The 13602-nt window shown below is 30.8% G+C and carries 17 protein-coding genes; 16 read left to right on the forward strand and 1 reads right to left on the reverse strand.

Features of this window, described 5'->3' with window-relative positions:
* Positions 1-10: 10 nt before the first annotated feature.
* The 16 genes from OCU47_RS04725 to OCU47_RS04800 all read left to right on the forward strand — a co-directional run bounded on the left by OCU47_RS04725 (position 11) and on the right by OCU47_RS04800 (position 12083).
* Positions 11-2266 carry a phage tail spike protein gene (locus tag OCU47_RS04725; protein ID WP_261827440.1) on the forward strand — a complete coding sequence of 752 codons (2256 nt, stop codon included), beginning with the start codon at positions 11-13 and terminating at the stop codon, positions 2264-2266.
* Entirely contained in the window at positions 2253-4028 is a 1776-nt protein-coding gene (locus OCU47_RS04730) for a glycerophosphodiester phosphodiesterase family protein (protein ID WP_261827441.1), read from the forward strand. Before OCU47_RS04725 ends, OCU47_RS04730 begins: the two co-directional genes overlap by 14 nt.
* The gene (locus OCU47_RS04735) at positions 4028-4501 is read left to right on the forward strand and encodes a hypothetical protein (protein ID WP_261827442.1); all 474 of its coding nucleotides are present in this window, start codon (positions 4028-4030) and stop codon (positions 4499-4501) included. The genes OCU47_RS04730 and OCU47_RS04735 overlap by 1 nt, the downstream gene beginning before the upstream one ends.
* Positions 4502-4512: 11 nt before the next feature.
* Complete coding sequence (locus OCU47_RS04740) at positions 4513-4710, forward strand: BhlA/UviB family holin-like peptide (protein WP_261827443.1); 198 nt, start codon at positions 4513-4515, stop codon at positions 4708-4710.
* 47 nt (positions 4711-4757) lie between these two features.
* On the forward strand, positions 4758-5240 hold the full coding sequence (locus OCU47_RS04745; protein ID WP_261827444.1) for a cobalt ABC transporter permease: 483 nt from the start codon (positions 4758-4760) through the stop codon (positions 5238-5240).
* A 42-nt stretch (positions 5241-5282) separates the two neighbouring features.
* Positions 5283-5975, forward strand: coding sequence for a peptidoglycan recognition protein family protein (locus tag OCU47_RS04750; protein WP_261827445.1), 693 nt, complete (start codon positions 5283-5285; stop codon positions 5973-5975).
* Between the two features lie 336 nt (positions 5976-6311).
* Complete coding sequence (locus OCU47_RS04755) at positions 6312-6518, forward strand: helix-turn-helix transcriptional regulator (protein WP_261827446.1); 207 nt, start codon at positions 6312-6314, stop codon at positions 6516-6518.
* Positions 6519-6634: 116 nt separating this feature from the next.
* Positions 6635-6769: a hypothetical protein gene (locus OCU47_RS04760; protein WP_261827447.1), complete on the forward strand. Its 135-nt coding sequence runs from the start codon at positions 6635-6637 to the stop codon at positions 6767-6769.
* A gap of 18 nt (positions 6770-6787) precedes the next feature.
* The gene (locus OCU47_RS04765; protein ID WP_261827448.1) at positions 6788-7168 is read left to right on the forward strand and encodes a hypothetical protein; all 381 of its coding nucleotides are present in this window, start codon (positions 6788-6790) and stop codon (positions 7166-7168) included.
* Positions 7165-7446, forward strand: coding sequence for a hypothetical protein (locus OCU47_RS04770; RefSeq protein WP_261827449.1), 282 nt, complete (start codon positions 7165-7167; stop codon positions 7444-7446). Before OCU47_RS04765 ends, OCU47_RS04770 begins: the two co-directional genes overlap by 4 nt.
* Complete coding sequence (locus OCU47_RS04775; RefSeq protein WP_261827450.1) at positions 7443-8723, forward strand: FtsK/SpoIIIE domain-containing protein; 1281 nt, start codon at positions 7443-7445, stop codon at positions 8721-8723. The genes OCU47_RS04770 and OCU47_RS04775 overlap by 4 nt, the downstream gene beginning before the upstream one ends.
* Positions 8723-9310 carry a hypothetical protein gene (locus OCU47_RS04780; RefSeq protein WP_261827451.1) on the forward strand — a complete coding sequence of 196 codons (588 nt, stop codon included), beginning with the start codon at positions 8723-8725 and terminating at the stop codon, positions 9308-9310. The genes OCU47_RS04775 and OCU47_RS04780 overlap by 1 nt, the downstream gene beginning before the upstream one ends.
* A 234-nt stretch (positions 9311-9544) precedes the next feature.
* Entirely contained in the window at positions 9545-9934 is a 390-nt protein-coding gene (locus tag OCU47_RS04785) for a hypothetical protein (RefSeq protein WP_261827452.1), read from the forward strand.
* 108 nt (positions 9935-10042) lie between these two features.
* Entirely contained in the window at positions 10043-10192 is a 150-nt protein-coding gene (locus tag OCU47_RS04790; RefSeq protein WP_261827453.1) for a hypothetical protein, read from the forward strand.
* A gap of 15 nt (positions 10193-10207) precedes the next feature.
* Positions 10208-10351, forward strand: a complete 144-nt coding sequence (locus tag OCU47_RS04795; RefSeq protein ID WP_261827454.1) for a hypothetical protein — start codon at positions 10208-10210, stop codon at positions 10349-10351.
* A 499-nt stretch (positions 10352-10850) separates the two neighbouring features.
* Positions 10851-12083: an NAD(P)/FAD-dependent oxidoreductase gene (locus tag OCU47_RS04800; protein WP_261827455.1), complete on the forward strand. Its 1233-nt coding sequence runs from the start codon at positions 10851-10853 to the stop codon at positions 12081-12083.
* Between the two features lie 44 nt (positions 12084-12127).
* On the opposite strand, the gene OCU47_RS04805 is transcribed toward OCU47_RS04800, so the two are convergent.
* Positions 12128-13354: an FprA family A-type flavoprotein gene (locus OCU47_RS04805; protein ID WP_261827456.1), complete on the reverse strand. Its 1227-nt coding sequence runs from the start codon at positions 13352-13354 to the stop codon at positions 12128-12130.
* Positions 13355-13602: the final 248 nt, after the last annotated feature.

Consider the following 13602-nt stretch of genomic DNA (forward strand, 5'->3'; position numbering starts at 1 on the left):
GAGGGATTGGATGATACAAGTATATAATGCAGGCAATACAAATTTTAATGTAAATGGAGATATGGTGATCCAACCTATAAGCGTTATTTTAAGTAATCAAATTAATATTATTCCTTCCTTAGAAATGGAATTAAGTTACGATGAATATGGTGTTTGGGAATATGTAAAAGAAGATTGTGTAATTAAATGCAATACTCCTTATGGAGAAGATTTATTTCGAGTTTACAATACTGTTAAAAATGATGATACCTATACAGTTTATGCAAAACATATTTTCAGTGATCTAATAGATACAGTAGCGAAAGATATGAGTAATGATGATATATGTATCGTAAAAACAGGAAACGCAACAGGGCAACAAGCAATAGCAAAGCTATTTAATAACACAGATTTTACTGGACATAGTGATATATTGAAAACTGATAGTGTAGTTTGGGAAAGAAAATATATAACTACAGCATTACTTGGAAATGATGATAATTCATTCTTAAAACGCTGGGGTGGTGAATTATATATAAACAAATTTGATGTTTATATGTATAACCAACTTGGCAGTGATAATAATACATTAATTTCCTATGGTAAAAACCTAGAAAGTATAGAAGAAGAAATTAAGATTGATGAAGTAGTTACTCGTATAATTCCAGTTGGCGCTAATGGACTAAGGCTAACAGGTCAAACACCGTGGATAGATAGTCCTAACATAAATAAATATTCTAATATAAAAGAAAAAGTAGTAGAGTTTTCTAATGTAAAAGTTAAGGAAAAACCAGAAGATGAAGAAGGATTTGCAACAATAGATTTGGCAAGAGCGGAACTGATAAGACTTAGTAATCTTATGTTTAGTGAGCAACATGTAGATACCCCAAGTGTAAATATTAAAACTAACATGACAGATATTAGAGATTCTATAGAATACCAACAACTAGGCTATTCTGGAGTAGAAAAGATAGGATTAGGAGATACAGTTACATGTAGACATTACAAACTTGGGATAGAAACTAAGGCAAGAGTTATTTCTTATAAGTGGGATGTTCTAACAGAAAAGTTTGTAGAGATTGAAATCGGTGATACTCAACTTAATTATTTTGACAAGCAGACGGATATAAGCAATAAAGTTAGCAAAGTTCTAAATGATAATGGTAATGTTATTGCAGAATATGTCCAAGGAATTATAGATGCAACTAAATCTAAATTTAGAGCATTAAAGGACGTGGCACAGACACAGCATATAAGAGCCATGTTGTTCGAGGATTTAGACAGTTCTAGTCCGACTTTTGGCGCAATGTGTTGTGGCACGGCTGGGTTTGAAATATCGAATAAAAGAAACTCGGATGACACTGATTGGAACTGGACCACTTTCGGTACTGGGAAAGGCTTTGTAGCAGATTGTATTACAGCAGGAACTATAAATGCTAATCTAATAAAAGCCGGAATATTAAGTGCTATAAAGATACAAAATCAAGATGGTTCTTTCATAATGGATTTAGGCGGTACTGGTGGTTTAACTTGTAAAAGAAATGGTCAAAATTCCTTGTCTATAGAGGGAAGTCATATAAATTTTTATAGATTCGATGATAGCGGAAAATATAGTGGCAGTATTGGTACTACAACAATAATTGGAGATAACACTAAACAAGCAATAAATATATACAACGATAAAGGTTCTTATGTAACAATTGGATATATAGGGGGCGATGGTAACATCCACTCATATATGGACTTTGATGAAAGCCAAGTTGAGTCTACAAATAAGCGTAGTATAAATTTTTGGAAAAATGCAATGTTGCACAATGGAGCTTGTTTATATATAGGAGATGTAGATAATTGTTATTTAACATCGTCTTCTACAGGCGGAGCGTATTTAGGAGGAGATATGTATGTAAGCGGAACATTAAGTGCTGGTGGTAGTAAAACAAGAGTAGTAGACACAAGTCAAGGTAAAAGAGGACTTAATGCATATGAAACTCCAAACGCATTATTCGCAGATTATGGACATGATACATTAGACAGTAATGGAGAATGTACTATTAATATAGATACTTTATTTTTAGAAACAGTAACAGCAAGTGAAGGCTATGAGGTGTTTTTAACTAAATACGGAAAAGGTGATATTTGGGTGGAAGAAACAAATGATACAAATTTCAAGGTATGCGGTGAGCCTAATTTAAAATTCAGTTGGAATATTGTACTTAAGCAAAAAGGATATGAAAATACACGGTTACAAAAAATAGATGTAGGAGATGCTAAGAATGAGACCATTTAATATAAATGCAGACTTATATAATAAAGGTTGCTACTCTTTAGAGTGCAAGCAAAACGATGATATAGTCTTAAATCTTAATATTTTGGAAAATGGAGTAGCAAGTGATTTAAGCAATGCTACTTTTTCTTTTAACTTTAGGAAACCGGACAATACAATAGTATCCATAGTAGGCAGTAACATAAGCGCCAGTGGAAACACAGTAACTATTATATGCCCTACGGATTGTACTAGAGTGCCTAGTACTGCATATTGTGAATTAACAATAGTTCAAAATTCTAAACAAATAACAACGTTTGATATTGCTATAAATGTACTACCAAGCGTATTCCAAGGACAAGAAGTAAGCAAAAATGTGGCTACTCTGATAGAAGAAATTAATAATTCTAATGTAACAGTTACAAATCTTTTAAATGCTTTGATTAATTGGCAGGCTAATAATGGCAGTGTTATAGACTTAAATAATAGATTTAACAATATGAAAATAGGCGTGAGAAATCTATTATTGAATAGTACTGGCAACTTAGGCACTAATTATTGGCAAAATGGAATTATATCAGAAACAAAATATAGTTTTCAAAGTTTTAGAATTTCAAATACTTTAACAACACAAGAATTAAATTATAGTTCTTATAGAATAGCTTTAAAACCAAATACTACCTATACAATAAGCTTTTATGTAACAGCGGATAGCAATTTAGTAAGTACAGACATGTTTGTTTTATGTAGAAAAATAAATTCTACGCAAACATTTGATTATATTTATTCAAAGACGAATTTAATGCCTTCGGTAAATAATTTTGATTATGTGGTTTGGCAGTTTACAACCGCAGCAGATGTGCAAGATGGATATATAAGATTAGACAATAATGGTACAAAAACAACTGGTGTTGCTTCGAATGTTTGGTTTAGTCGAATAAACCTAGTAGAAGGTAATAAATCTCCTATAGATTGCCTTCCAGCGCCAGAGGATACACAATTACAAATTGACTCAATTAAATCTGCTTTACCTAACAAAGCAGATAAAACTTATGTAGATAATTTAATTTTAACAACTAAAGGCAAGTGCCGGTTTATAGCACACCGAGGATTAAATGTGGTAGCACCAGAAAACACCTTGCCAGCTTATACCGCGGCAGGACATTTCGGATTTTGGGGAGCGGAAACAGATGTAACGACCACTGCGGACGGTGTTTGGGTGGTTATGCACGACGATACAGTAGATAGGATGGCAACAGGAACCGGCAATGTAAGTTCTTTAACTTTGGCGCAAATAAAAGCCTTAAATATAGATGCAGGAAGTTTCTACAATGCTTATCCTAACTTAAAAATACCGACTTTTGAGGAGTATCTTTTAACTTGTAAGAAAAACGGTTTAGTTCCTATCATAGAGATCAAAATAACCGCGGACATTACAAAAATATCAAATTTGATAGCAATATTAAAAAAATATGATATGGAACAACATGTAATTATCATTTCTTTTGGTCTTAATTTTTTACAAGAAGTTAGAAAATATAGCAATGTAAAAATCCAATACATTGTAAACAGTATAACAGCAGATACTATAAATTCAGCAGTGGCACTCGGTAACGCTGGTATAGATTCTAGTTATACAAGCGTAACACAACAAAATATAGTAGACTCGCATAATTTGGGAGTCGAAGTCGGGGCTTGGACGGTTGACGATTTTAATGCTTGTCTGCAATTGGTTAACTGGGGTATAGATTTTATAACAAGTAATTCGGTAGGGGGGATGGAATAATGGAAATGTCCGTTTACACAGCAGACGACTTTTTAAAATATGTAAATAAAAATTGGGCGTATGCAAAGAGTTATGCAAACGACCAAACTACAATTTCAGCTAACTCTCTAGCGTGGAACACAAATTACAAAGCATTCCGAACAAATGATGCAACGAGTAGTAGCAGCGCATGTATACAAATACCTATAGGCTATTTGCGAGTTGGGGATAGAGTAGAACTAGAAGCAGAATTTAAAAATGTAAGTGGAACTAAGGCTAAAATAGCTTTAGATATATTTCCGGATACAACTTATACAGCGGGGATGAATAATGTGTTTGTTTTAAATAGCACATATACAGACGGTCAGTTTGAGCATATAAAAGTTACGGTTATATGCACTTACGAAGGGTACGGAGTAGCTGACTTCGGAGTCTTTACCGCAGATGTAGGGGATTTTTATGTTAGAAATGTAAGAATAAAAACTTATATATAAAGAGGTGTAGCATGGATGAATTAATTAAAGTAGCTTTGAGTCAAGGGCTTGGTTATGGTTTGTTCGTCTTTTTACTATTATATGTGTTAAAGACAACAAGAGAGCGGGAAGAAAAGTACCAATTATTGTTGGATAAAACAGTAGATAAACTTAGCATAGTAGAAGATATAAAAGAAGATGTAAAAGAAATTAAGAGTAGATTTAAATAGTCTACTCTTTTTATATTAAAAAAATTATAAAAAGGTGGTATATAAATATGAAAGAATTTTTATTAACAACAATGTTACCTATTTTAGTACAAAGTATTAAGGCTGCTTTACTAGCTTTAATAGCTTATGCAGGAAATGAAGCAGTATTATTTATTAGAACAAAGAAAGAAAAAGTAAATCAAGAGATCAAGTCAAGTGGACATGAGCAAGATATTAAGGCAGCTTGGGAAGTATGGAACATGGTCGAAGAAAAATTTAGAATATCAGATAATGTTGATAAATTTGTAAATTCAAAGGCTGATATGTTTGAAAATTTATTGATGCAAAAATGTCCATGGTTAAACAAGCAAGATATAGAGGGCTTAAGGTTTGCTATAGCTGGAGAATTTAACAAAGGAAAAGCGGCTGTTTTATCAAGTGATGATGCAGCCAAACAGTTACAAGCAGAAAATGAAAAATTACAAATAGAAATTACTAATCTTAACAGTAAATTAAATCAAGTACAAAATGTAGTTGTACAAAGTAGATAGGTGGCTTTTTAGTCACCTTTATTAATTTTATAGAGGTGTAGTATGGAAATAAAAGAAGTATATTTACAAGGGCAGGAAGAAGCCTACGGGTATAATAATCCTAACAAAATAATAATCCACCATCCAGAGTGGCATGGAGATATTCAAGGGTTAAACGACCTTATGCGTGGTATGGATTACTATATGATAGGTTATAACTATTATGTGAGAATGGACGGTACGGTGTGGAAGGGTAGACCAGATAACGTGACAGGTGCTAACTGCTATGGTCAAAATAATTGTTCTTTAGGTGTGTGTTTTGAGGGTAACTTTGAAGTTGACACGATGCCAGAGGTTCAATTTAATAGTGGGGTTGAACTTATTAAGTATTTAAAAGAAAAGGATAATATCAGTGAGGTTGGAGGACATAAAAAGTACTTTAATACTGCGTGTCCAGGAAAGAATTTTCCACTTGATAGGATGCTAGATGCAGTTAATGGAACAGTTATAAATAAGCAAGTAGCAAGCAAACCAATAAATAATGATGGAGGTTTTAAAGAAATGGATAAAGTATATAAGAATGGAAGTACACCAGAGCCAGTTTATCAAACAGAAGCTTGTAATAATCAAATAGGTTCCCTTGATCCTTGGGAATTAGCAAACGCTATAGGTGATGTAAATGGTAAGATAATTGTCTTATATAATACAAACAGCGGTAAAAAGGTTGGCTTTGTAAAGTATAGAGCAGGATTATAAAAGCAGGGTAGTATGCAGATTAATTTCTGTATACTACCTCTTTTTTTATATATAAAAATAAATTAGAAGATTCAATATTTAAATATTAAACCTTCTAATTTTGAGAAAAATGGACATAACAGGATAATTGGTACCAAACATTTACCCTGCTAGTTACATATTAAATGTATTTATATTCAAAGTCAACTAAATTATAGTAAGTAGTCCAACCATACATAAAGTTAATATTCCAATAATTATAGATAAATCAATTTTTATAAAACTTCTTTTTATTTTTACCACCTCATAGATATTTTTGACAATTAATGTTAAAATTAATCATAGGAGGGTGTATATATGGTTAAAAATAGATTATTACAAATAAGATTAAGTTTAGGGTATAAGAAACAAAAAGACTTTGCGGATTTTTTAGGAGTTGCGCAAGCTAATTATAATAAGTGGGAAAATAATAGTAGCCAACCAGGTATAGAATTTGGGTTAAAAGTTGCTGGAAAATTAGATATGACTTTTGAAAGTATATTTTATTTAGAGGATGAAGGGTAAAAACTTCGTTCTTTTCTTTTTTACATAAAAAATAATAAATTTATAAAAAAATGAGAAACTTTAAAGAAAATTAAGCATATATTAAACCATAAAGCAAAGCAAGAGAGGTTGAGCGTATGGCGGTAGTTATTCCGGTATCTTTCAAAAACAAAGAGAAGTATTTACTAGAATACGTAAAAGATAAAGATTTTAGTTATTATGTTAAGCAGCTAATAAAAAAAGATATGAAAAGTAAAGAGAAAGAAATATAAATTTTAGGAGGTATTTACATGGAAAATAGTAAAGAAGAATACACACAATTTTCTACAGAAATTATAGTTGAAGGTGAAGAAAGTGTACCATTTTGCATAAAAGTTGTACTTACTAGAGAAAACGGCATAAAGAATCAATTTTCAGTTTATACACCTACGGATCTTTTAAGGTTTTTTAAAGCAATCATAGCTGAAGGTAAAGAAAAATTATATCGTTGTATTGATTGTTTTTTTGAAAGAGATTATCGTATTCTTTCCATAGGACAGTTACATTTTGACTATGTTGATGAATATAATAGCTTTCTTATAGCTTTTGGTGATAGTACATTTGTTGACGAGATTAATAGTCATCTTGAAGAAATTTTAACTACAAACATTTTGGAAGGAGAAAAGTTATGAATAGCAGATATGAAAAAGATGAAATAGACATTAATAAAACAATAATTAAAGGAGTTGCAATTACAGTAGTATCATTAGTTACTATAAAGTTCATGCCACTTTTAGGTATAAATGCAGCTATAGGAAATGGTGTAACTTGGATTACTGGAGGGACAAGAGTTGCAGATGGCTTTATGATCCCAAACTATTTTAAAGCATTAGTAGGCTTAATGTTTGGAGTGGATGTTTACTGTGTTGTGAAGAAAGATAATAGCAATTTTAAGAAGGTTAGAAGATGATACCAGCTATTGCATTAGTGCCAGTTGCAGTTGGGTTAGGGAGTTATGCTAGTTACTTATATAAAAGTACAGCATATATTAGAAGGTTTAAGGAAGATTTTAATAACATTATGATAGCTACAGGAATAGAAAACAAAAACCATGAAACATTTAAAATAGTAGATATTCATTCTAAAAATTATGGATTAGAGGTATTTTTAAATGTACCAGATGGCTTATCTATAGAACATTTGAATAATAAGCTGAATATTTTACAAGATAATTTTAATGGAATTGTAGAGTTAGAAAAAGATAGATTTAAAAATTATATACAACTAGATTTAATAACTAAAGATATAGCCAAGTATCAATTTACGCCAGTTAAAGCTAAAGAAAGTGAACTGTCATTAGGCAAGGACTATAAAGGACGAGATTTCCTTTTAGATGTAAATAAAAACCCACATTTAGGTATATTCGGGACTACTGGAAGTGGCAAAAGTTTCTTACTAGCAAGTATTTTAAGCAACCTTTTATACAATTCTGCTGATATGGTAGACATTTATTTAAATCAAGTTGTAAAGAGCGAACTAGCTTGTTTTAGGGATTGCAAGGGCGTTAAATTCACAGCAACTACATTTTTAGAAGTAGATTTAATATTAGATAAGATACGCCTAATATTGGAGAATAGAAGTGAGTTATTCGATGTATACGGAATTAGAAATATAACTCAATACAATAAGCATTATCCTAAGCGGAAATTAAAACGAATATATTTCGTCATAGAAGAAATTAGTTTCTTTATGGAGGAAGGATTTCAGTATATATGGAATAACTTATTATTAATTGCCAAAGCTGGGAGAGCATTGGGTATACATCTTATTTGCGCTAGTCAGAGAGCGGTGGCAACCGAAATTAATCCAACATTTAAGCAACAACTAACTAAAGTTTGCTTACAAATGTCTTCTTTAGATTCAGTTAATATATTAGGCGTAGGTGATGCCAAAGACCTTAAAGAAAGAGAAATTCTAATTTTAACAACTAAGGGATTTATAAGGACGAGCTCACCATGGATAGACGAAGATTATAGGATCCTGCATAATTTCATTAAAGAAATTCACATTCCCAACCATGATAAAAAAGAGCCTACCAAACCAGTTTTATTATTATCTAGTCCGGCTACAAAGAAAAAGGACAGTAAAGATATTACCATTGTAGATGTACCATTTAAAGAAGAACCCCCAAAAGATAAAAAGAAACGCAAAGGCGAAATAGATATTGACGAATGGAGTGATTTCTAATGCTTACAGAACGTGACACAAAGGTTTTAAAATGGATAGAAGATAATAAGGTTATTACTATAGAAGAAGCTAGATACATGTTTTTTGAGGGCAATTATAAGGTATGTTGGAGAAGGCTAGACCAATTAGAACAAATGGAGATTTTAAAGAGTTATAAGAATAAATACGATGGTAAAAAAGTTTATTACCAAGATAAGAAAATCAGCAGTCATGATTTATTTATTCATTACTTTTTGGGAGAAATTTATAAAAGAGGTGGAGAATTACTGCAAATAAAGTATCAGCCAAGATACCTAAATGACCTCATTCGCCCCGATAGCTTTTTAGCTTTTAAATGGAACAATAGAGTATTTTTAATACTATTAGAAGTGGATTACACTCATTTCACTGATACAAGCAAATTCATTCTTTATGAAAAGATGTTCAAAGAGGACTCTCTAGGAACAATAAAAAAATTCGGAACATTCCCCAAACTTTTAATAGTAAGACCAAATCTAAATACTACTAGATACAGTAGTAAAAACTTTGAGGTGATCTATACCACGCTTAATTATAAAAATTTGGACGAGTTCTTGTTTATTACCTAATTACTTATTATTATATTCCTTAAATCCTATATTCCCTTATTATTATCAAGAAACAAAAATGACTTATTTACTAAGTTTGAAGGGTGCACTTTGTAGATAATATAAAAAAATATCTCCATAGTTTTCTACACCCTTTTCTACACATTAATCTACAGTTATTTCTACATACCACTATAGAAAAAACTCACACAAAACACAAGATTAAAATTATACAAAACAGGAGCGTGATTAACTATGGAGACAATATCCATACTAATAATATTATGTACAGTAATAAAAATAATATACACTTGGTGTATAAATAAACTTTTTGCTAGTACCCCAGCATTTGCAGAGATCAGCGCAGAGCAGTACATTGATTATGTTAATTCTAAAACATTACGTAGCTGCGATGTAGAATGTGCCTACGCTCAAACTCGTAATCTATTCAATCAGGCTTTAAAATCTGGTGAATTAGATAGGGGTAAAATACTTGCTGTTAAATTATACTTAGAGAAACATGTCAAGAAGTACCAAACACAAAGGAAATTCGAGAATGATGCTCACAAAATCTATGCGATGTTAAAGGCGGCTGACATTAAGGTTAGGGACTTTAAAGTCGTAGATTCAATTATTTTTAAATAACTAGATTGACTTAGGAATTACAGTGGTATGTTTCCTAAGTCTTTTTTTACATAATAAGGAAGGATTTTTAAATAGAATATAGAAATGTACTCAAGGAGGTGGAAAATTATGAAAAAGGTGAAAATGATAAATGGATTCAAAGTTATTGAAATAGAGAAGGAAGTTGACGAGAAAACACTTGAAGAAAACAGAAGAAAAGCACTTCAAGAATTATACGATATCTTCTATAATAAAGATACGGAGAACTCTATAAAATAAAAGGGGTGAAGAAATATGGTTAAGGTGACTATAATAGAACCGGATATCACACAGGAAGAAAATGAAAGACGATTAGAAATTGTTAAACAAATACTTCAACAGATAGCAAATGAACCAAATGAACCAGATGAGCCTATAAAGAGCGGCAATAAAAAATGACCTAATATAAAATTGGTGGCAAGTTTAATTTTGCCACCAATTTGCCACCAAAAAAGAATAAAAAGTAATAAAAAGTAATACATAAAAATACATAAAAATAATTTAAAAAAGTTGAAAATGCTATACTTACACAAAAATAAACATAAGTGTCAATAAGTAAAATGAAATACAGAACTCGGCTTATAGACTTATCTCGCTAACTTGATTGAAACACTCACTTTATTGTGGGTGTTTTTTTAGTTATACGCTGATTTTTAATAGTCTACGACAGAGTGTTATTACTTCTTTAAACATATATTGATCTATAATAATAAATTGCTTGATTAAATAACAATATAGAATGACCTACTATCCCCTAGTAGATCATTCTTTTGTTTTATTAATTATAAAGTCATTAAATAATATGAGGAATTGTATTATTAAAATAGGAAATATTAAATATAAGTTAGATAATGGAGCCTAATTAGGAGGGGAATATATTTTTATCAGAAAAAAAGAGGTGTTTTTATTGGAAGAAAAAGTAGTCATTATTGGAGGTAGCATTGCAGCTATTTCAGCAGCTAAAGCAATACGTGAAATAAGTCCACACAACGAGATTATTATATTTGGGGAGGAAAAATATTATCCATACTACAGGATTAAGATTTCCAAGGGACTTTTAGGTAACTTGGAGGAAGATAAGCTTTTAATTCAAAAAAAGCAATGGTATAAGGATAATAATATTCAGGTGCACTGCGATAAAAAGGTGACTGATGTAGATCCGAAAAGTAAAGAAGTAGTTCTTGCAGATGGAACTCGTATATCTTATACTAAACTACTTTTAGTAAATGGAGCAAGCAATCGTATGCCTCTAATTGAAGGGATAGATAAGCTGGGAGTATTCGATTTAAGAACATTGGATGGAGCTTTAAGAATTTTAGAGTATTTAGAAGATGTTAAAACAGTTTTGCTTATTGGTGGCGGAGTTCAGAATTTGGAGATTGCTAATGTAATATCTGGATGTGGAAAAAAGGTTATTATTGCAGAATTTGCTTCTCGTTTAATGCCTCGTCAGTTAGATGAATTTGCATCAGATAAGTTAAAGCAGGCAATTGAAGATAAAGGTATTGAAGTAATGTTAGATACTCAAGTACAAGAAATATTTGGTGAAGAAAAGGTGAAAAGATTTACAACACAATCTGGAGTACAAGGGGCTTGTGATATGGTGATTTATTCTACTGGAATTACACCTAATGTTTCGGTTGTTCAAAATACTGATTTAGAAGTGAATAATGGGATAGTAGTAAATAATAGGATGGAGACAAATATAAAAGATATATTTGCTGCAGGAGATGTTTCAGAGTTTAATGGCAGAGTTTATGGGCTATGGGGCACGGCAATGCAGCAAGGCAAAATTGCAGGAGCTAATATATGCAATCAAGATTTGATTTTTGAACCTTCAATACCAGTAACTTCGCTAAGTGCCTTTGGAATATCTGTGTTTTCTATGGGAGATATTGAAGGTGGTGAAGATATAGATTCATTAGTTGAAGTATCAGATGATGAACAGAGATATTATAAGATTTTTATGCAGAATAACCGTATAGTAGGAACTATAGTATTAGGTGATAATAAGAAATTTATGGTGATTAAAGGTCTTATAGAAAGTAAAATAGATGTTGATTTTAACAAGTCAGCTAAATATTCAATAGATGAATTTATTAAAGTTATTGGTAACAAGAAAAGCAGCTAGAAATCGAGCTGCTTTTGCTTTAGTTTAATTTGTATTGCTTAAATTTAACTAAGTAATAAATCACAAGTGTAAGTAACTAATCTATCAATACTCTTTAGGTTATCTTCTTTTGATGAAAATCTGATTCTTAGTGGTAATTCTATATCAGTCATGCCGGTAGATTTAATTATGTCAGAAGTATTTAGTACTTTTAGATTACTTTCATTTAAGTAGTCTTGTATAATTTCTATAGCTTCACCACTCCAGCCATAAGACCCAAATGCTACACCTAGCTTGCCTTCTAAGTTTAGAGTTTTAAGATTTTTTAGTACTTCTTCCATATGTCCAATCATGTCACCATATTTAGTTGAACTTCCAAAGAAGATTGCATCAGATTCATTAATAGCAGTTATTATTTCTTCCATTGGAACTCTATTTACATCCATGACTTCTGAAACTATGTTTTGTTCTTCAAATTTTTCCTTAAGAATAGTTGCAATTTTTTTTGTATTACCTGTCATAGAGGAATATAAAATTAATGATTTCTTACTTAGATCTGTACTCTTACTCATATTATCATAAATATCTATAAAGCTTTTAACATCATCTCTAATAATAAATCCATGAGAAGGAGCTATCATTTTTATATCTAAATCTTTGATTTTTTCAATCATTTCTTGAACATATCTTCTATGAGGATGCATTATTAATTTATAATAAGTAATAAAGTCCTCCTTTATATCTACTTGAGCTAAGTCATTGAAGTACTCATAATTTGCAACATGGGTACTGAAAATATCGCAAGGAAATAAAATTTTATTATCTTCACAGTAAGTTATCATAGTTTCCTCTGTATGAAGATATGGTGTTTGTATAAACTTAAGAATTTTACCTCCTATATCTAGAGTGTCACCATCACTTACAACTAAAAATTCTCTATTGTGAAGTCTATACATTTCCTTAAGTTCATTTACAGCTGGTTTGGTGCATACAATTACAGCATTTTTTGCTTTGGCTGCCAAACTTCCAAGTGCACCAGAATGATCAGGTTCTGTATGATTAATTACAATGTATTTAATTTTATCAAGTTCGATTATATTACTTAAGTTTTGTACAAATTCTCTTCCAAAGCTTATGTCAACAGTATCAATTACTGTAGGTTTTTCACTCATTAATAAATAACTGTTATAAGTAGTTCCTTTAGTTAAAGTCAATCTATGAAAAGGCACATCTCTATCATCTACCTTACCAACCCAAAATATATTTCTACCTAGCATAATATTTTTTTCCATAATATAAAACCTCCATATATTAAATTATTTTATTTAATAGTTTAATTAATTTACTAAGTTGTTGTTTTGCTATGGTTTTATTTTATAATCATTTAATTAATTAAAATATGATTTGAATCAAATGCTAATAAATTAGATTTTTTGTATTTATTGATTGTAAAATTGGAATAACATGATTTAATCTTTTAATGGTTGAAGGAAAAAAACTAGCAGAGTATAATGTATATATCTTATAGTAAATTGCAATA

Origin of the sequence: Clostridium sp. TW13 (assembly GCF_024345225.1) — a bacterium.
Taxonomy (GTDB): Bacteria; Bacillota; Clostridia; order Clostridiales; family Clostridiaceae; genus Inconstantimicrobium; species Inconstantimicrobium mannanitabidum.